The sequence below is a fragment of the Actinoplanes sp. CA-131856 genome, assembly GCF_050956135.1.
In the GTDB taxonomy this organism is placed as follows: domain Bacteria; phylum Actinomycetota; class Actinomycetes; order Mycobacteriales; family Micromonosporaceae; genus Actinoplanes.
Genome location: NZ_CP191849.1, coordinates 5,464,300 through 5,483,330, shown reverse-complemented (window position 1 = coordinate 5,483,330; position 19,031 = coordinate 5,464,300). Strand labels below are relative to the sequence as shown.

At 71.6% G+C, this 19,031-nt stretch carries 18 protein-coding genes; 6 read left to right on the top strand and 12 right to left on the bottom strand.

The window, feature by feature from the left end:
• Positions 1–167: 167 nt before the first annotated feature.
• The 3 genes from ACQP2X_RS25435 to ACQP2X_RS25425 form a co-directional block, all read right to left on the bottom strand.
• Entirely contained in the window at positions 168–3,551 is a 3,384-nt protein-coding gene (locus ACQP2X_RS25435) for a tetratricopeptide repeat protein (protein WP_498686045.1), read from the bottom strand.
• A 4-nt stretch (positions 3,552–3,555) separates the two neighbouring features.
• Positions 3,556–4,056, bottom strand: coding sequence for a GNAT family N-acetyltransferase (locus tag ACQP2X_RS25430; protein WP_498686043.1), 501 nt, complete (start codon positions 4,054–4,056; stop codon positions 3,556–3,558).
• 236 nt (positions 4,057–4,292) lie between these two features.
• A complete protein-coding gene (locus ACQP2X_RS25425) occupies positions 4,293–4,754 on the bottom strand; it encodes a hypothetical protein (protein ID WP_498686040.1) in 462 nt (153 codons plus the stop codon).
• A 35-nt stretch (positions 4,755–4,789) separates the two neighbouring features.
• Here ACQP2X_RS25425 and ACQP2X_RS25420 point away from each other — a divergent pair, with 35 nt between their 5' ends.
• The 3 genes from ACQP2X_RS25420 to ACQP2X_RS25410 are packed head-to-tail and all read left to right on the top strand — an operon-like array spanning position 4,790 to position 8,716.
• Positions 4,790–6,229: a trypsin-like peptidase domain-containing protein gene (locus ACQP2X_RS25420; RefSeq protein ID WP_498686038.1), complete on the top strand. Its 1,440-nt coding sequence runs from the start codon at positions 4,790–4,792 to the stop codon at positions 6,227–6,229.
• 13 nt (positions 6,230–6,242) lie between these two features.
• Positions 6,243–7,928 (top strand): CHAT domain-containing protein, encoded by a 1,686-nt coding sequence (locus tag ACQP2X_RS25415; protein WP_498686036.1) that lies wholly within the window; start codon positions 6,243–6,245, stop codon positions 7,926–7,928.
• Positions 7,928–8,716, top strand: coding sequence for an AfsR/SARP family transcriptional regulator (locus ACQP2X_RS25410; RefSeq protein WP_498686035.1), 789 nt, complete (start codon positions 7,928–7,930; stop codon positions 8,714–8,716). The genes ACQP2X_RS25415 and ACQP2X_RS25410 overlap by 1 nt, the downstream gene beginning before the upstream one ends.
• Positions 8,717–8,726: 10 nt before the next feature.
• On the opposite strand, the gene ACQP2X_RS25405 is transcribed toward ACQP2X_RS25410, so the two are convergent.
• Genes ACQP2X_RS25405 through ACQP2X_RS25395 form a run of 3 tightly spaced genes read right to left on the bottom strand, consistent with a single transcriptional unit; the run spans position 8,727 to position 11,898 of the window.
• The gene (locus ACQP2X_RS25405; RefSeq protein WP_498686033.1) at positions 8,727–9,596 is read right to left on the bottom strand and encodes a PLAT/LH2 domain-containing protein; all 870 of its coding nucleotides are present in this window, start codon (positions 9,594–9,596) and stop codon (positions 8,727–8,729) included.
• A 42-nt stretch (positions 9,597–9,638) separates the two neighbouring features.
• Positions 9,639–10,562 (bottom strand): phosphotransferase, encoded by a 924-nt coding sequence (locus ACQP2X_RS25400; RefSeq protein WP_498686032.1) that lies wholly within the window; start codon positions 10,560–10,562, stop codon positions 9,639–9,641.
• A 37-nt stretch (positions 10,563–10,599) separates the two neighbouring features.
• The gene (locus ACQP2X_RS25395; protein ID WP_498686031.1) at positions 10,600–11,898 is read right to left on the bottom strand and encodes an aspartate aminotransferase family protein; all 1,299 of its coding nucleotides are present in this window, start codon (positions 11,896–11,898) and stop codon (positions 10,600–10,602) included.
• Between the two features lie 85 nt (positions 11,899–11,983).
• Here ACQP2X_RS25395 and ACQP2X_RS25390 point away from each other — a divergent pair, with 85 nt between their 5' ends.
• The 3 genes from ACQP2X_RS25390 (at position 11,984) to ACQP2X_RS25380 (ending at position 14,918) form a co-directional block, all read left to right on the top strand.
• Positions 11,984–12,874: a LysR family transcriptional regulator gene (locus tag ACQP2X_RS25390; RefSeq protein WP_498686030.1), complete on the top strand. Its 891-nt coding sequence runs from the start codon at positions 11,984–11,986 to the stop codon at positions 12,872–12,874.
• A gap of 267 nt (positions 12,875–13,141) precedes the next feature.
• A complete protein-coding gene (locus ACQP2X_RS25385) occupies positions 13,142–14,548 on the top strand; it encodes a hypothetical protein (RefSeq protein WP_498686029.1) in 1,407 nt (468 codons plus the stop codon).
• Positions 14,549–14,645: 97 nt separating this feature from the next.
• A complete protein-coding gene (locus tag ACQP2X_RS25380; RefSeq protein ID WP_498686027.1) occupies positions 14,646–14,918 on the top strand; it encodes a hypothetical protein in 273 nt (90 codons plus the stop codon).
• 24 nt (positions 14,919–14,942) lie between these two features.
• Here the strand turns inward: ACQP2X_RS25380 and ACQP2X_RS25375 are convergent, their stop codons facing one another.
• From ACQP2X_RS25375 to ACQP2X_RS25350, 6 genes are all read right to left on the bottom strand, one after another.
• On the bottom strand, positions 14,943–15,101 hold the full coding sequence (locus tag ACQP2X_RS25375) for a hypothetical protein (RefSeq protein WP_498686026.1): 159 nt from the start codon (positions 15,099–15,101) through the stop codon (positions 14,943–14,945).
• Between the two features lie 47 nt (positions 15,102–15,148).
• Positions 15,149–15,643, bottom strand: a complete 495-nt coding sequence (locus ACQP2X_RS25370) for a GyrI-like domain-containing protein (RefSeq protein ID WP_498686025.1) — start codon at positions 15,641–15,643, stop codon at positions 15,149–15,151.
• Positions 15,644–15,651: 8 nt separating this feature from the next.
• A complete protein-coding gene (locus ACQP2X_RS25365; protein ID WP_498686023.1) occupies positions 15,652–16,215 on the bottom strand; it encodes a hypothetical protein in 564 nt (187 codons plus the stop codon).
• Positions 16,216–16,254: 39 nt separating this feature from the next.
• Entirely contained in the window at positions 16,255–17,046 is a 792-nt protein-coding gene (locus tag ACQP2X_RS25360; RefSeq protein WP_498686022.1) for an inositol monophosphatase family protein, read from the bottom strand.
• A 62-nt stretch (positions 17,047–17,108) separates the two neighbouring features.
• A complete protein-coding gene (locus ACQP2X_RS25355) occupies positions 17,109–17,768 on the bottom strand; it encodes an FHA domain-containing protein (protein ID WP_498686021.1) in 660 nt (219 codons plus the stop codon).
• Positions 17,765–19,030 carry a vWA domain-containing protein gene (locus ACQP2X_RS25350; protein ID WP_498686018.1) on the bottom strand — a complete coding sequence of 422 codons (1,266 nt, stop codon included), beginning with the start codon at positions 19,028–19,030 and terminating at the stop codon, positions 17,765–17,767. The genes ACQP2X_RS25355 and ACQP2X_RS25350 overlap by 4 nt, the downstream gene beginning before the upstream one ends.
• Position 19,031 lies beyond the last annotated feature (1 nt).

Sequence of the window (19,031 nt, the reverse complement as noted above, 5' to 3'; positions counted from 1 at the left end):
CTCGTTCCCCCCCAGTTTCGTGTCGGCGGATGTTTCCGCCGCCGAGAACTTTCGCAGCTCAGGGGGTCTGTAGAGCAGGAAGAATTACGCGCCCGAACTAGTAAATATGCTCGCTGAATTTGTCCGGAAGGCGATTGAGGGCCGTTTTCGGTGATCGTTTCTTGCGTTTACTCTCTATCCTGCGCGGGCGCGTATTCGAAATCCACCAGATGGTCACGGACGACCCAGGTCATCAACGGTTCCATCCGGGCCGCCCGCGCGAAATCGGCGGCGGCGTCGGCCGGCCGGCCGAGGTCGCGGTGGACGAGACCGCGCAGGACGAAGGTCTCGGCCACCTCGGGATCGGCATCGACGGCCCGATCGAGGTCGGCGAGCGCCAGGTCGTACCGTTTCATGAGACGCCAATGCTGGCCGCGCCAGGCCAGAGCCCAGTCGTAGGTGGGGTCGAGCTCGACGGCCCGGTCGAACTGGGCGAGGGCCTCGTCGTACCGCTTCATCTGCCGGTACGTCTCGGCCAGCTCGGCGACGATGACACCGGACGGCTCCGGCCGGGCGAGCGCCGGCGCCAGACTCGCGAGCGCGTCGTCATACCGCTTCATCTGGCGGTACGTCTCCGCGCGCTGGGCCGTCGCCCATTCGTACAAGGGATCCAGCTCGAGGGTGCGCTCGAAATCGGCGAGCGCGTCGTCGTACCGGCCCATGAACCGATAGGTCTCGGCCCGCTGAACGACCGTCCACTTCCGGGCCGGGTCGACCTCGATCGCCCGGTCGAGGGCGGCCAGCGCGTCGTCGTGACGGCCGGATTCTCGCAGGGTGACGGCCCGCTGCGTCATGGCCCAGGTGTAGGCGGGGTCGAGTTCGACGGCCCGGTCGAGGTCGGCCAGCGCCTCGTCGAAGCGTTTCATGCTGGAGTAGGTCTGCCCCCGGCTCGCCAGCGCCCAGGCGTTGACGGGATCGATCTCGAGGGCGCGGGTGAAATCGGTGATCGCGTCGTCGTAGCGTTTCATCTCCCGATACGTCTCGGCGCGTTCGCCGATGGCCCACGCGTAGCCGGGATGCTGGTCGATGACCCGGTCGAACTCGGTGAGCGCCTCGTCGTACCGCTCCGCCCGGCGATAGGCGACGGCCCTCTCGCCAAGGGCCCATTTGTCGGTGAGCCCCAGCGCGACGGCCTGCTCGAAATCCGCGAGCGCCTGTTCGTGACGTGTCTGTGCGGCGTAGGCCTGCCCCCGGCTGGCGATCGCCCAGGCGTTGCGGGGATCAAGCTCGATGGCCTTGTCGAAGTCGGCGACCGCCTCGTCGTACCGGGCCATCAGGCGGTAGGTCTCGCCGCGTTCGGCGAACGCCCATCCGGAGGAGGGCTCCAGCTCGACGAAGCGGCCGAGGTCGGTGAGCGCCTCGTCGTAACGCTCCAGCGTCCGGTAGACGAGGGCACGCTCACCGAAGAACCACCGGACGGAGTCGTTGATCGCGATGGCCCGGCCGAGGTCGGTGAGTGCCTCCTCGTGCCGCTCGGTGAGGCGATAGGTGCGGCCCCGCTGTCCGAGGGCCCAGGTGTAGGTGGGATCGAGTTCGACGGCCCGATCGAAGTCGGCCATGGCCTCGTCGAAGCGCCCCATCGCGGTGTAGACGTAGCCGCGACCGGAGATGAGCCAGTTGTTGGCCGGGTCGTGGGCGATGGCCAGGTCGAAGTCGGCGAGCGCCTCCTCGTGGCGGTCCGTCATCCGCAGGATGTCGCCTCGTTGACCGGCCGTCCAGTGTGGGTCAGCACCCCGGGCGAGGCCCTCCGCGAAGTCGGCCAGGGCGCCGTCGAACTCGTCGAGGTAGCCACGGGCGATGGCGCGCACCACGTAGGCCTTGGCCAGGTCCGGGTCGTACCGGATGGCCTCGGTGGCATCGCGGACGGCCTCCGCCTGCTCACCCTCGGCGTGATGGACGCGTGCCCTCTCCAGAAGGCAGGACGCCTTGCCCGTCGCGTCCAGCCGGCCGCTGTTGAGCAGGACCGTGAGGAACTGGCCGCAGTCGTCCTCCTCGGCGTTGGCGGCGTCGAGGAGCGCGCCGCCGATGGTGCGAAGCTCCGTGTCGTCGAGATCGCGTCCCGCCTCGGTCACCATCTCGGCCCAGCGGCGGGCCACCGCCGGACCGGCCGTCGCGGCGTTCACGCCGTCGGCCAGGGTGGTCTCGAGCCTGGTCACCTGCGCGCACAGTTCGTGATAGGTCAGCTCGACGTTGTTCTCCTGCCAGGCCGTGTTCGACCACTTCGGCTGCGGGTCGATCCGTTCCCGGCGATCGCGGAAGACGGCGGCCAGGCGCAGGTGGGTCTCGCGCCAGCGCTGGGGTGAGCGCTGGCGCTGCCAGCGGACCATCGGGTGGCGTACGACGTCGTGGTAGCGGTAGCGGTCGGTGTGCAGGCGGACGAAGGCCTGGTCGGTGAGCCAGCCGAACAGGCCGGGGACCTCGTTGCCGCCCAGGGCGGCGGTGAGCAGGTCCTCGTCGATCAGGCGGGGGAGGGAACCGGCCAGGGCCGCGTCGCGCCGGGACTCGTCCGTCTCCCACTTGAGGAAGCGCTCGACCGCGGTGCCGGTCGGATCGCCGACGTCGGCCGAACTGACCGGGCGGCCCTTGGCCAGCATGTCGGTGAGCAGGGGCAGGCCGCCGGAGAGGGCGATGATGGTGTCGATGGTGTGCGCGTCCGTGACGCCCTGGGCCGACAGCAGCTGCCGGGACTCGGCGTCGGTGAACGGGTTCAGGGGAACCGGCGCGACCAGGTCGAGCAGCTCGGACCAGCGGTTGGCGTCGAGCGAATGACGACCGGCGATGACGAGGGTGACGGTGCTGGGCAGCTCGCCGTACGCGCCCAGCATGATGTCGAGGAGCCACTCCTCGAGGAAGACGTCGGTCTGCTCGAAGGTGTCGAAGAACAGGACGACCGGCTGCCGGGTGGCGACGCGGCCCAGCGCCTCCATGAAGGCCGGGCTCAGCTCCGGCGTGGGGGACAGGAGGAGCTTGGCCTCCCGGAAATCCCGGATCTTCCCGATGACGTACTGCCGGGCCTGATCCACGGCGTCGGCCGCTGTCTCGCCGTCGACCAGGTCGACGATCGGCGCGGCGCCGGGAAGGACCTTCGAGGCGTGCAGGCCCGCCTTCACCCCGGTGCGGACGATCTGGCTCCACAGCTCGCGTGGGGCCTGCGGGTCGCTCTCCAGGCGCTCCCGGCCCTTGAGGAAGTCCGCGTATTTGGCGCGGAAGTCCTTGGTGTCGGCCGGGGACGACAGCTGGTCCACGACGGCCGACATCGCCTCGGGGGTGTCGAAGACGTGCTCGTCGACCAGCGCGACGGCGGCGCCGAGCTCACGGGCGATGTGGCGCCAGCGCTCCAGCAACGTGGACTTGCCGACGCCGCCCTCGCCGTGGACGTTGAAGATGAAGTATTTGCCGGGGTCGGTCTCGGGGAGCTGAAGGTTCGAGCGGAAGTGGGCCAGCTGCGCGCCGCGGCCCACGAAAGCGGCGCCGCGGCGGCGGCGCAGGATGGACTGGATCGACTCCGGCACGACGTCATTCTGTCAATGGATCGCGACTCAAAGTAAGGGCCACGGTGAGCTCGTCGTGGATCTCGATGCCGTAGTCGCCGGTCAAAGGAATGGACGGCTTGAGGCGGCGTGCCTCGTCGACGGCGCCGGGGGAGACGCCGGTGATGCGCAGGCCCCGGCGCTGGTAGAAGCGCAACGCGTCCAGGTTGTCGTTCGTGGTGATCAGCCAGACGCGGGTGGCGTGATGGTCGTGGGCCACCTTGATCACGGCGTCGAGCAGGGCGGTGCCGACTCCCTGGTGACGGGTCAGGGCGTCGAAGGTGACTATCTCCAGGCCGTCGGTGCCGAGGCGGTAGGTGAGCAGACCGGCCGGTTCGCCGTCGCGCCACGCGATCAGGGCGGGCAGGGCCGAGGCGTCGTAGCGGACGCCGTGCGCCACGACTGTCGGTGTGCCCCAGGAACGGGTGAGCAGGGCGGTGACGAGGTCGCGGTCGGCCGGGGCAGCCGGTCGCACGGTGACGGTCATGCGGCCGCACCCGATCCGAAGTGGCCGGCCACCGTTCCGATCCGGAACGCGTTGCTGATCGTGTCATCCGGTGTCCATCGCATGGCCACCATGGTTCACGCGCCGGCGTACAAGAAAAAGTCTGTTTCCAGTCCCAGGGAGTTCCCCGGCGCGGTTGATGAGGCCGGCACCCGACCGTGTGATGAGCGCTCGACCGACGACGCGCTCTCACGTTCCGGGGAAGGGGCCGGCGGATGTCATCGAATCTCGTCTGTGATGGATCGCCACCGGCGCTCATGCCGGTCGTAGTGCAGCGGTCCCTCCTCGTAGTCGGCGAGCCGCAACGTCACCAGGGCCTGGTACGCCTCGGGCGGCAGGTCGGCGGACAGCACGATCCGCAAGCCGGTCTGCTCGTCCTGCAACACCATCGGGCGTCCGGCCTCCGCCGGTGTCCGGCCGAGCACCCGGCCGACCGCGCGCCGCAGACCGGCGTAGGCGTCCCGGGCGGCCGCCTCGCCGGCTGTGGTCAGGAACGCCTGCAACGGCAGCGCCAGTAGCACCAGCCAGCTGAGCTGCTCGCCGGCCCGGCGGGGCGCCAGCACCTTCGCCCGCGCGGCCACGCCGCACGCGGCGAGCGCCTCGGCCAGCAGGCCGGCGTCCTCGGCCGGCACGCCCGGGTCGACCAGCAGGTCGGCCGCCAGTTCCCGTCTGTCATCCATCGCGATCGCCTCACCGAAGGAGAAATCCGATGACCATGTCCCGTCCATTATCGATGCTCGCGGCGTCCGCGGTTCTGCTCGCCACGGCCGTCCCCGCGGCCGCCGCGCCCTCCCCGCCCGGGCCGGGCGGCCCACTGCCGCCGGTGACACCACAACTGCGGGCCATCGAGCTGGTGCAGCCGGCCACCGTCATGGTCCGCTCCGACTGGGACCTCGACGTGCATCTGTTCGACTGGACGGTCCGGGTGCCGTACACCGGAGCCTGCACCGGTTTCGTCGTCAACGGCACCGGCTACGTGGTGACCGCCGGCCACTGCACGAGCCCCGAGGACACCCGGGACTATGCCATCGAGAGCGCCGTCGACGTGCTGATCGAGCAGGACGAGCTCGCCGCCTCGTTCCGCGAGGTGGCGATCGAGCGGGCGACGAACGGCAGCGCCCGGGTCACCGAGCACGACTCCTCGGCCGAGCCGGTGCCCGAGGTGCAGGTCCAGGTGGGCGGCGGCATCGCCACCTGGCCGAGGGAGCGGGACGCCAAGGGCGGCCTCGACGCGCGGGTGCTCGAGTCGCTTCCGTTCGCCAAGGGCGACGTCGCGCTGCTCAAGCTGGAGCCGTCCACCCTGCCGGTGGCCCAGCTGGCCGCCGACCAGCAGGTCCAGCCCGGCCAGGAGGTGCTGGTCATCGGCTATCCGTTCCTCATGGCCAAGGGGGAGAAGATCTCGCTCTCCAACCGCAGCGGCGAGATCAGCAGCATCGACGCCCGTGGCATCCAGGGGCCGGGCAACCGTTTCTACGAGGTCAGCGCCAAGGTGACCCAGGGACAGAGCGGTGGGCCGGCGGCGAACCTGGACGGACAGGTCGTCGGCACGGCGAGCTTCGAGGTGGTCGGCGAGACCAACTTCATCGTGGCCGCCGACGTGATCCGCGACCTGCTCGCGAAGCATCAGGTCCGCAACGAGCTCGGGCCGATCGACGTCGCGTACCGGGCCGGGCTCGACGACTTCTACCGCGGCTACTACACCGACGCGGTCGCCAAGTTCGACCAGGTGCTGGCCATGATGCCGGCGCACTACCTGGCGTCGCAGAAGCGCAAGCAGGCGATCGACTACCGGCAGCGCAACGGCGATCAGCCGAAGCCCGCCGGCGCCGCCGCCGAGCCGGCGGACCGGTCCCGGATGGTGATCATCGGAGGTGCCGCCGCGGCGCTGCTGATCGCCGCCGTGGTCGCGGCGCTGCTGCTGGTGCGGCGCCGACGGGCCGGCCGGCACCGCGGCCCGCAGATCTACCGCGGCGCCCTGCCGGCGGACACGGCGGTCATCGGGCGCGTGGTCATCCCGGACCGGGCGCGGTGCCCGCGCTGCGGCAGCCCGTACGCGCCGGGGGCACTGTTCTGCTCGTCCTGCGGCGCCGGCCTCACCGACGCCGAGCCCGCCGATCCGGCCACCGGCGGCGTCCCGTCGGCGCCGCTCCACTGACCGGGCGACTGTCATGACCGAACCGAGCATCGAACTGGAAGTGGACGTCGACGCCATCGCCGGCGGCTTCCGGATCCTCGGCCGTTCCGGTGTCGGCGGCGAGTGCGCCGTCGACATCGGATGGGATCCGGAGGACCGCGCCCTGGAACGCCGGCTGCGCCGGCTGCACGTGGCGCTGCTGTCGTCGGCCGCCGCGACCCGCCGGGTCGCGGCCCGCGACGAGAAGGCGGCCCAGGAGCTGGGCACGGCGCTGTTCGACCTGCTGTTCACCGGCGACGTCCGGACGCTGTTCGACACCACCCGCCAGCAGGCGGCGCTGCGCGGCAGCCGGGTCCGGCTGGTGCTCCGCCTGCGCCCGCCGGAGCTGGCCGCGCTGCCCTGGGAGTTCCTGTACGACCAGCGCCGCGACGACTACCTCGGGCTCAGCATGCCGCTGGTGCGCTACCCGGAGATCATGGACCCGGTGCGGCCGCTGCGGGTCGAGCCGCCGTTGCGGGTGGTCGCGCTGAGCGCCCGCCCGCGCACCCTCGACGAGATCGACGCCGCCGCGGAACGGGCCAACCTGGAGGCCGCGATCGGCGGGCTGGACCGCCGGGGCCGGGTCACCCTGGACTGGGCGACCGGGGAGACCTGGCGCGACCTGCTGACCGCGCTCGGCCGGCGGCAGTGGCACGTGCTGCACCTGGTCGGGCACGGCGCGTACGACGAGGGACACGGCGAGGGCGTGTTCTTCCTGGCCACCGAGGGCGGCGCCAGCTATCCGCTGCGGGCCAGCCGGCTGGCGCAGATCGCGGCGCTGCATCCGTCGCTGGGCCTGATCGTGCTCAACTCGTGCGAGTCGGCCACGGGCAGCGCCGACGACCCTTTCTCCAGTACGGCCACAACGCTGATCCGGCGCGGGGTGCCCGCCGTGCTGGCGATGCAGTTCGACATCTCCGACCGCGCGGCGGTCGAGTTCACGCGGTCCTTCTACGCCGGGGTGGCGTCCGGTCTGCCGCTCGACGTGGCCGTGCGCAACGCCCGGCTGGAGCTGAGCCTGGCCTTCCCGGACACCCTGGAGTGGGGCACGCCGGTGCTGTTCCTGCGGCAGCGGGACGGGCAGGTGTTCGAGGTCCCGGCCGATATCAAAGAACCGGCCCGGCCCGCACCCCCGCGGCCCGCACCATCGCGCGCGCCCACGAAGTCACCCGCGTCCGCCGGCGCGACCAGGATCGAGCGGTCGCCGCCGGGCACGGCGCACCGGGCCGGGCGCCGCCGGGTGCCCTCGCGCCGCTGGTGGGCGCTTGCCTCCGGCGGTCTCGCGGTGGCGGTGGCCGGCGTCGCGTTCGCCCTTTCCTCCGGGCCCGGTGGCGCCGGCCGGTCGGTGGCCGTGCCGGCCAACGTCACCTGGACCCCCACGGGCGTCGTGCTCCAGCCCGGCCAGCACGTCCGGATCACCGCCACCGGCCGGATCAGCCCACGACCCGGCATCACCGCCGGGCCGGAGGGCCTGGGCGACGAGGCGTACCCCGGTCTGCGGTTGTTGTCCTCCTCGAACTACGGCGCGCTGATCGGCCGGATCGGGGCCGCGGCGCCCTTCGAGATCGGTGCGGGTGCCGAGCTGCGCGCCCCCGCCGGCGGCGAGCTCTACCTCGGCGCCAACGACCTGGACGCCCGGGACAGCACGGGCGAGTTCGCCACGGAGGTCGGTGCGGACTGATGGCCGGTCGGCGTGTCGAGGTGCTGGGTGAACTGCGCGTCCGTGACGACGAGGGATCGCCGTCGGCCGTCCGCGGCAAGCCGGGTGAGCTGCTGCGGCTGCTCGCCGCCGGGCAGGGCCGCCCGGTCGGCGTCGACACGATCGTCGCCGTGTTGTGGGGCGAGCGGCCGCCGCGGTCCGTGACGGCCAACCTTCAGACGTACGTCTCACGGGTCCGCGCCGCGCTGACGCGGGCCACCACCGACGGCGAGAGGCTTCTGCGGTACGCCAGCGGGACGTACCGCCTCGCCGTCGGCGCCGGCGAGTGCGACCTGACCCGCTTCACCGAGCTCGCGGCACACGGCCGGGCCCTGCGGGCCGGGCGGGACCGGCCGGCCGATCCGGAGCGGGCCGTGCGGGTGCTGCGGGCGGCCATGGAACTCTGGCACGGCCCGCCGCTCACCGCGGCGATGCGGGATCGGTCGGTCGTGGCCGAGGGGATCGCCTGCCGGTTCGAGGAGATCCGGCTCTGCGCCTACGCCGACCTGGTCGGCGCCGCCTGCGCGGCCGGGGAACCGGAGAGCGTCGTGGCCGATCTGCGCCAGCTCGTCGTCGAGCATCCGCGCCGCGAGGGCGTGCACGGGCTGCTGTTGCGGGCCCTCTACGAGGCGGGCGAGCCGGCGGCCGCCCTGCACGCGTACCACCGGCTCCGGCACACGCTCGGGGCCGAGCTCGGTGTCGAGCCCGGCGCCGAGGTGCGCCGCCTCTACGAGGCCATCCTGCGCGGCGACCCGGTCCGCTACGGCTGACCGGTCCAGGTCAGACGGTGGTCGGTACGAAGACGCCCGGAGCGAACCAGCTCATGCTCACGTAGATGCCGTTGCCGTGGTCCAGGGAGCGGAGCCCGTCGTGCAGGGCCGCGATGAACGGCGCCAGCATCTTGATCCACGGCGCGGCCGGGCTCGGGATGTTGCCGCCGATCACCGCCACCGTGGTGTTCACCATGTCGGCCGAGTCGAGGATCGTGACCAGATCCTCGTGGCTGAACTGCACGTGGAACCCCCACCAGAAGGCACGGACCACGGTGCCGCCGCGGGCCTGCGTGGACAGGCCCCGGCCGCCGCCCGCGAAGTCCGGCGCCACACCGAAGAACGCGGTGGCGGACGCGGCCGAGTTGGCCAGCGCGGCCGTGGTCAGGAAGGCCGGGTCGGCCACGGCGCCGCCGACCCGCGTCTCGAGCTCCTTGGCGACCGACTCCCAGTTGCCCATGAGGTCGGTCTCCGCGGCCTCGGCCCGGCGTTCCGGCCGGGCGATGACGCGGCCCCCGTCGGTGGCCGGGAACAGCATCCGCTCGGTGCCGCCGGGCTCGTCCGCGGCCAGCCAGGCGTGCACGGGGAACACCCATTGCGTGATCGGCGGCGTCTGCTTGGTCACCACGATCTGGTCGACGAACCAGCCGGGCCGGCTGCCGCTGTTGTCGTGCTGGAGCCGGGCCGCCCGCAGGGTGCCGATGTCCTCCAGCTCGGGGTAGAACCGGTCGATCGCGCCGGCCTCGAAGTTGTCGTTCCCGTCGCCGAGCTGGACCTGGTGTGCGATACCCCGCTCCCCGTACAGGGTCAGGAACACATCAGCGTCCGTTCCGGCGCCACTCTCGGTGCCGGTACGCACCACGATCTCGTAGGTGGTCATGTCGGTGCCTCCTCGCCCGCCGGACCTTCCGGCGGCCGAGAATCAGCGTTCGGGGGAGCGCCACACCCGGGCCACATGACCGCCACACGACGAGGCGATCGTTTCCAGGCGGGCTCGGCACTCGGTGACGAAGTCGGGATAGGTGTCCCAGTAGTACGGGATGCCGCTGGCGCCGATGAGGATGGCCCAGGCCCGGGCTCGTTGCCACGTCGCGTCGTCGAGGTCGGCGGCGTTCCAGTAGGCCTCGCGGGCGGGCTCGGGCAGGTCCCAGACGGGTGCGTGTTCGGCGTCCGGGAAGCCGATCGTCAGCCCGCCGAAATCGATCACCGCCGACAGGCGCCCGTCCCGTACGAGAAGGTTCGTGGGTTTGAGGTCGGTGTGCAGCCAGACCTCGGCCGAGCCGGCGCGGGGGAGGGGCAGCGCGGCCGACCACAGCTCTTCCAGCAGGTCGATGTCGACGGTGTCGCCGATCAGGGGGCGGCACGCGGCGAGGGCTTTGCGGGCGTCCTCGTCGCACGGGGCGAGCTCGCCGCCCCGGTACCACCGCCGGACCGTGGCGTCCCCGGGGTCGATGCTGTGCAGGGCGGCCACGAATCCGGACAGGTCGCGGCCGAGGGACGGCCAGTCGGTGCCGTCGGACGGTGGGGCGCCGTCGATCCAGCGCAGCACGGACCAGGCGGCCGGATAGGCGGCGGAGGGCCGGCCCGCGAACAAGGGCGCCGGGATGGGCAGCGGCAGCAGCGGGGCCAGCCGCGGAAGCCACTGCTGCTCGGTCACCAGCGGGGCGGCCCGCGAGACGCTGCGCGGCAGGCGCACCAGGAGCTCGTCACCGAGGCGGTACATCGTGTTCTCGGTGCCGCCGCCGGCCGGGGAGAGCGGCAGGGAAGCCCACTGCGGGCACTGTTCCCGCAGGAGCGTGCGGACGGTCTCCGCGTCGATCACGATCTCGTCCGCATGCAGGGGCATCCGAGGATCTTCTCCGCCGGCGGGGCCTGGCGGCTACCTAATTTCCCGTCTCGTCGGTGATCGCCCGGTCCAGGATCTCCAGGCCGAGATCGAGCTCGCCGGTGGTGGCGGTCAGCGCGGGCGCGATCCGGAAGACACCACCCATGCCCGGCAGCTGCACCACGTTCATGTGCAGGCCCAGCTCCAGGCAGCGCCGCGTCACGGCCTGGCCCAGCGCGTCCGCCGGCTTCCTGGTCTCCCGGTCGGCGACCAGCTCCAGGCCGGCGAGCAGCCCGCGCCCGCGCACATCGCCGATCACCTCGTGGCGTTCTCTCAATTCGTTCAGGCCCTTGCTGAGGTACGTCCCGAGCTCCGCGGCCCGGCGATCGAGAGCCTCACTCCTGAGCACCTGAAGGACCGTGTTCCCGACGGCGGCGACGAGCGGATCCGAGACGTGCGTGGTGAAGAACAGGAACCCGCGCTCGTGGGCCGTCTGCTCGATCTCGTCGCTGGTGACCACGGCGGCCAGCGGCAGCCCGGCGCCGAGCGTCTTGGACAGCGTCAGGATGTCCGGGACGACGCCGTCGCGCTCGAACGCGTACCAGTCGCCGGTGCGGCACAGCCCGGTCTGCGCCTCGTCCAGGATGAGCAGGCCGCCCCGCTCGTGGACCTTGTCGCGCAGCGCGGCCAGATATCCCGGCGGCAGGTCGATGACGCCGCCCGAGCTGAGGATCGGTTCGACGATGCACGCGGCCAGGCTCCCCACGGACTGCGCGTCGAACATGTCGAAGGAGAACTCCAGCTGCCGCCGCCAGTCCAGCTCGCCGTCCGTCAGGAAGTCGGGTCGATAGGCGTTCGGCGTGGGGATGGCGAAGTTGCCGGGTGCGGCCGGCCCGTACCCCTTGCGCCCCGAGCTGTAGGTGGCGGCGGCGGCCGCGTGGGTCATGCCGTGCCACGACCGCGCGAACGAGATGATCTCGTGGCGCCCGGTGACGAGCTTGGCCATCCTGATCGCGGCCTCGTTCGACTCGGCCCCGGTGGTCAGCAGCAGCACCTTGGTCAGCGGGTCGGGCAGCGTGCCGGCCAGATCGCGGGCGAGGTCGACCACCGGGCGGCTGAGCATGCCGCTGAACAGGTGGTCGAGCGTGGCCGCCTGGCGCTGGATGGTGGCGACCACGGCCGGGTGGGAATGGCCGAGGATGGCGCTCATCTGCCCCGAGGTGAAATCGAGCAGGCGACGCCCCTCGGCCGTGAAGACGAAGCTCCCCTCGGCCCGCTCGATGATCTCCGGCACGAACCGTCCCGCGCCGTTGTAGCGGATCAGGTGCCGCTCGGCGTCTCCCCAGAAGTCGTCCATGCCTGCGACGCTGCCACCCCGCACTGCCCACGTCCATTTCACATTTGCGCCGTCGCTGTTAAGCACAGCCGTACAGTGACGGGTCGTGACCCTCAACCCCTGGAGGCTGCGCCTCCTGACCGAGCTTGCGGTGTACGGCACGGTGCGCGCCGTGGCGCAGCGAGGCAACCTGAGCCCGTCGGCGGTGTCGCAGCAACTGGCAACCTTGGAACGCGAGACGGGCACGGCCCTGATCGAACGCACCGGCCGCCGGGTACGCCTCACCGCGGCCGGCGTGCTGCTGGCCGGCCGCTCCCGCGAGATCCTGGCCTTGATGGACGCGGCCGAGGCCGAGTTGCGCGGCCTGGCCGACGAGCCGGCCGGCACGGTGACGCTGGCCGCCTTCCAGAGCGCGGTCCACGCGCTGGCCTCGCCGGCCGTCGACCTCCTGGCCACTCGGCACCCCGACGTGACGGTGGTGCTGCTGGAACTGGAACCCCACGAGAGCATGCCGGCCCTGCGCCGGGGCGACGCCGACGTCATCATCACCACGACCGACTTCGTCGGGCACTCCCTGGACCCGGCCATCGACCTGGTCCCGATAGGTTCGGACGAGGTGGTGCTGGTGCTGCCCGCCTCCCATCCGCTGGCGGCACACGAGTCGGTCCCGCTGACCGCGTGCGCCGACCAGCGCTGGACGTTCGACGTGACCGGCTCGTACATGTCCGAGCTGGCCACCCGCCTGTGCCGGGAGTCGGGCTTCGAACCGCGGGTGATCTGCCGCTTCAACAACTACATGCTGGCCTTGCACCACGTGGAGAACGGCGGCTCGATAGCCCTGCTGCCCCGCCTGGCCGTCGACCCGCGCTACCGGGTGGCCACCCGGCCGCTGTCCCCGCCGGTGACCCGCCGGATCACGGCCGCGGTCCGGCGTCCGGCCGCCCCGCGCCCCGAGATCACAGCGGTCCTGACGGCCCTGCGCGCCACCCGGGCCTGACTGCAGCCGTCGGCCGCGAAGACCCGCGCGACGTCGCTGGCGAGGCAAACCGTGCCCTGCCGCAGGTCCGCGACCGGCGCAGGGAGGTGAGGGGACGAGCCCGCTCGCCTCGGCTTTGTCAGCCCCACCTCATAGAATTCACGTCAGCCGAAGCCCTTCGACGAAGGTCGGATGGCGCTGCCCAAGAAAGTTCCAAGATTTTTTGCCGGTACCCCGCTCTGACGGCCTGGAGGAGTAGGAGAACCACTCCAGACACGAAGGAGCACCATGAACGACAACGAGGCGGCCGCCGCCGAGAGCCCTGATCCGCTCGCCCCGCCGGCCCGCAAGGGGATTCCTTTGGCAGCGTTGTCCTCGGCCATGCCCCGTGTTGTGGTGTCGCAGCCGAAGGTCGTGGCGGTCCGGCGCCGGCAGCAGGTGATGTCCCGCAGCACTGTCTTCCGGTCGGATCAGCGGCTGATCGACCGCCGGCTCACCCGCAGCGCCCGCGAGGCCGCCGGGCGAGCTCGCCGCGCGCCGAGCCGCGAGTCGCGCTTTCGTGGAGCCTTCCGCGCTGGTTGGGCCGGAACGGCCAAGGGCAGGCAGTCCTTCCTGGACGGGATTGCCCCCTCGCTGAGAGTGCTGGACCAGATCGCGCACATGGCCCGCCCGCTCGCCTTGGTCGAGGAGTTGCAGGAGACGCTCCAGAGCCTGGTTCGGGCCCCGATGTTCGAGGCGCTGCGTCGCATCCAGGAGCAGATCGCCGCGGCCGCCTGGCCGGTTTTCAGCGTCACCCAGCGCTTCCAGGACGCGGTGACCCGCAGCTCGAACTGGTTCACGGGCGCATTCCGGCACACGCGGGACTGGGCCTCCGGCTTCATGACCTACCGGGCGAAGCTGCGGCAGCAGGTCAGCTCGATGGCCGGCTCCTGGAGCTGGGAGTTGCCCGACCTTGCCGAGCTCGTCCGGCCGATCACGGACATCGTGACGATCGTCCGCGACATGAGGTGGCCTGACTGGTCGGCGTTGACCGAGACGCTCCTCGCGTTGGGGGTCCGCGCGGTCTTCCGTGCGGCCGTCCGAGCTCGCAAGGCGATCATCCATGAGGAGAACAGCGAGGAGATCGTCCGGGAATTCATGCTGAGAATCCTGGACCTCTTCCCCAATGGGCAGCCACACGTTGAGGCCGCGAAAGAGGCCCTGCTCGAAGACGCCTGGATGAAGGCGGCGCCGGAGAACGTGAAGAAGGTGCTCTTCAAGCGGATCAGGGAACTGCACCGCAACCACCGGCTGATCGGCGACACCAAGCTTCGGCACCGCCACGTCGTGTCTCTGCATGCGCCGTTGGGGCAGGAGGGCAGCGACAGCGATGTGGTCCTGACCCTGGCTGAGGCGCTGGCCGATCCGCGCTCCTCCGAGGACCTCGTCCTCGGCTCGCCCGAGTTCCGCGACCCCCGCATCGACCGCGTCCTCGACAAGCTCAAGCCCGGCGAGCGGGAAGTCGCTGACCTTTACGCAGTTCACGACGGCATGACCTGGGATCTGGCAGCCGCAGCCGCCGGACAGCCGCCGGCCTTCGGCGAGCGCGTCCGCAGGAAGTTGGACCGGTTGGGCAAAGACTTCACCAGCCGACAGCCCGGCGAACTCCACACCCCTGCCACGACGAGGCCGAGGACCAGGCCAGCATTCGGCTGAATTCGTCCCGCCTACGACGGAAGCCGCCGCTCGCAACCCGCAAACGGTAGCGAGCGGCGCCTCCAGGCTCTCCACACTCGTTCTTCCGGAGTGCTGCATGCCCGCTGACGCGGACGGCTCCCGCATGCCCAAAACCCGCCATACGATCCCGAACAGCCACCCCAACCCGACCGCCAACCGCAAGGTCAAGATCGTTGCCACCGCCGGCTTCAGCACATTGTTCGCCTCTTCGCTCACCCAGGCGCTCGGCGTGGTCCCGCCCGGCCTGGAGACCAAGTTCCACGGCGGGCTCGCCTTGGTCGCCGCGACCGGCCTGCTCTACCTGGCGCTGCCCCGCAAGGCCAGGATCACCCTGGAATGGGAACGGTGAGTACAGAACGTTACGAGGCTCGAGTCAGCGGCCACCACCCAATTGGTCCGGAGGAGGCCACGCGTGCAGGTGCAGGTCTTCTCGGCATCGACGAACATGAGGTGCCCACACCACCACCACGATCGGTTTGGCCGCGAGGCCCGGCACCGAAGTGGATGCGGCGTGCTCGATGCCGATGATCATTCCCGCGTCACGATCAAAGTCGGCCAGCGTACGACGTACGTCAAGGGTCAGTCTCGCAGGCGGATGGCAAGTTCGATCTGCCACTTTGTTTTCATGCGCTCGGAGCGGGGATCGGTCAGATACGCCTCGTAGCGGCACGCGAAGCGGTCGCCGGCCGGCTCCTCGGTGCGGTCGAACGACTCGGGGCCGGCGTTCACCCAGTCGATCAAGGTGCCGTTGGCGCGGCGGCCGTGGCCGACGTAGGTCATGGTGGCGTAGCGGCCGGCGGGCAGAACGCCGGCCGTGACGCGCGAAGAAACCGTGTCCACGGCGGATGCCGTGACCACACCCACCTCGACCTGCATGTCGGCGTTCATGTCGACCACGTGCAGGCGGAAGAAAGTGGTGCCATGGTCGACGCCGTGGGCGTCCAGCCAGGCGTACAACTCCCGCATCAACTCGTCGCGGACCGCGAACATGCCGCGGAACGGGGTGGTGACGCGGATGCCCACGGTGGGGCGTTCGGGATGCGCCGTGACGGCCGGGCCGGACAAGATATCCATGCCGGTGATTAAAGCTTGTCGCACTCGTTCCGGGCGTCCTGCACGCGGATCGACAAGATGTCGAACTGGAACGACAGTGACGCCTGGTGGGCCGTCTGCTCGGCCTGGGCCAGCGTCTGGTAGCGGCTGTCGTCCTTCGCGGCCGAGGCGGCCAGGGCGTACGCGGCGGCCAGGCGGTTGGTGTTGGCCAGGTCGAAGGTCTCCCGCGTCCACGTGCTCGGGAGACGGTCGAGGATGGCGCAGGAAGCCTTGACGTCGGCGTCCGCGTTCGACTCGTCGCCGCCGAACGAGGAGCTGGCGGCCCAGACGACGCCGACCGCCAGGGCGCCCACCACGAGGCCGGCCAGGCCGGTCAGCAGCAGCGGCACCGAACCGGTGCGGCGGCGTGGCGCCTCCTGCTCGTACCCGGGAAGCGGGGCGACCGTGGTGGTGCCGGGCGCCGGGGAGTCGGTGAAGAGGCCGGGGGAGTACGACGGCGGCGCGGCGTCGGGAGCGGCCCAGGGAGAGGGCGGCTCCGAGGGGGCCGGGGCCTCGGGCGGCGGGGCGTTCTCCGGTTGCTGCGGCGTCGTCATAGGAGGGAAGTCTTTCATGTACGGCGGACGGTGATCGGGCTAGGTAGTGGCCGGCGCGCCGACCAGATCGACCACCGCCCGGCGCAGGGCGTCGCTCCGGGCGTAGACGGAGGCGCCCGGGCCGGGCGTGGGGCGGCCGTCGATGCCGCTGTACGTGCCGCCGGACTCCTGGACGATCAGTGACGTGGCGGCGAAGTCCCAGATCTGGCCGCCGGTCTGCACCGCCACGTCGAGGTCGCCCCGGGCGATCATCAGGGCGGGGTGGATGGGCCAGGGGACGGCCGGGGTCAGGGCCTTGATGGGGGCGACCAGGTCCTTGGCCCAGTCCTCGGGCACGACGGCGAAGCGGCTCCCGGTCAGCGTGCCGGCGTCGCCGGAGGTGGCGTGGACCCGGGTCTCGGCGACGACCCGCCCGCCCACGACGCGGCCCTCGAAGGCGCCGGCGCCCCGGGCGGCCCACCACAGGCTGCCCTGCGCGGGGTGCGCGGCCACGGCGGTGGTGATCTCGCCGGCCTCCTCCAGGGCGATGAGGATGAGCCAGCGGGTGTCGCCGGCCACGAACAGGGCCGTGCCGTCGATCGGGTCGATGATCCAGCGGCGGCCACCGGGCTCGCCGGTCTGGCCCTCCTCCTCACCGAGGACGGCGTCGGAGGGGCGGGCCTCGCCGAGCACCTCGCGGATGGCGGCCTCGACGGCCCGGTCGGCCGCGGTGACGACCGAGCCGTCGGCCTTGAGCTCGCGCGGCAGCTCGGCCAGCGCGGCGAAGTGCGGCAGGGCGACCGTCGCGCCGGTCAGGGCGGCGCGCTGGGCCAGCTGAAGATCCGTCTCCACGGTTCCATCCTGCACGGGCGGGACGGGGCATGACCCCGACTCGCCGACATGTCACCCAGGGTTCAGGTGGTGGGTGCGTGCAGGGTCAGGGTGGTCCAGGCGCCCACGTGGACGCGGTCGCCGTCCTTCAGGGCCCGGGAGTCACCGGCGGTCAGCGGGGTCTGCTCGTCGTTGATGTACGTGCCGTTGGTGGAGCCCAGGTCGGAGACGAGCCAGACGCCGTCGACGCTGAGGGTCAGCAGGGCGTGGCTGTGCGAGACGCCAGGGTCGTCGTCGGAGAGGTCCACCTCGGGGTGGGTGCCCTTGGAGGAGCTCTTGCGGCCGATGCGGATCTGCGGCGGCGGCAGGGTGATCAGTCGTGACGCCGGCGTCGCCGGGAAGTCGATGCCGTCGATGGCGTTCTCTTCGAAGTACTTGCGGTCGGCCTCGATGGTCGCCGTCCAGCCCTGGGCCGGTGCGGCCTCGGCCGCCGGCTCGGTCAGGGTGGGCACGCGGCCGGTCGAATGGTCGTAGCCGCAGTCCTCGCAGAAGCGGCTCGTGCCGGCGCGCGGGGTGCCGCAGTTGGGGCAGGGGGTGCCGCCGGCGGGCGGGACCGGCGCCGACGCCAGGTCGATGGTCGCGGACGGCGCGGGCGCGGCCTCGAAGGCGATCTTGGCGCCGCACGTGTCGCAGAAGTCGCCGGTCTCGGAGGCATGGCCCTTGGGGCAGGCGTACGTCGTCACTGGCCGCGCCCCACCCGCACGGTCTTCGTCGAGCGGGTGTCGAGCGCCATCTCGTCGGCCGCCGCCACCTTGCGCCGCAGCCGGACCGTGCCGGTGGCCGCGTCCTCTATCTCGACGACAGTGGCCAGCAGCTCCTCGGTGGCCGTGTTGCCGCTGGCGTGGGCCAGCTGCGCGGCCCGGCCGAACTTCAGGGTCGCCGTACGGTCGTCGCCGGCCTTGCGGGCCTCGATGCCGGCCTGGATCGCGTCGGCCAGCTCGGCCTGCCCGGTGTAGTGGGCCACCTGCCGGTTGATCCTCGTCGACAGCGCCGTGTCGTCGGTCCACACCGCCCGCACCAGCGACTGCGCGTGCACCGTGTCGCCCTCGACGACCGAGACGCGCGCGGCCAGCATCTCGTCGCCCGCGTTGCCGGGGGCCACGTCGACGCAGATGTGGTAGTCGCGGCTCTCCTTGCCCCACGAGCCCAGCGGGTAGCGCGCGGCCCGCGGGCCGTCCTGGACGCGTTTGCCGGTCAGGTCGGCCACCTGCGGCTCGACCTGCTTGACGAAGCGGACCGTGGAGTTCACCGGCGTCCAGACCTTCAGCTGGACGTCGGCGCTGGTCTTGCCCATGGCGTTGGTCATCATCTGCTCGAACGACGCGGCCAGATCGGCCGGCTGGGCCACGATGTCGACGGTGCCGAGCATCGCGTCCGCGATCTTGCGGAGCTCGGAGACCTTCCAGTTGGTGCCGACGCCGCGGGAGTCGACGGTGAAGCGGCCGGCGATCGAGTCGAGGACGCTCTCGAGATAGCCCTGGCGCTCGCCGTTGTCGCCGTCGGTGAGCAGGATCGCGTGCGAGATGTCGCCGGGGCGCTGCGCGAACAGCTGCGCGGCCAGCAGCAGCCAGGCGCCCATGGCCGTGCCGCCGCTGGCCTGGAGCCGGTCGATCGACCAGGACGCCTCGGACCGGGTCTGCGGCGAGGCCACCGCGAGCTGGCCGGGCGCCGGGAACAGCTGCTGGGCGGTGCCGACGCCCGCGATGATCGCGAAGTGCACGCCGTCGTCGATGCAGGCCACGGCCGCCTTGGCCGCCTGGCGGGCGGCGCCGATGCGGCCCTCGGCCTGCATGGAGCCGGACGCGTCGACGATGATGATCTCGGTGGCGCCGGACGTGCGGCGGCCGCCCTCGGAGCCGGAGGAGGTGACGGTGACGATCGCGTTGACCTCGGCCGCGCCGAGCGCGAGGTACTCGTTCTGGAAGGCCTCGGCGGTGTACGACATC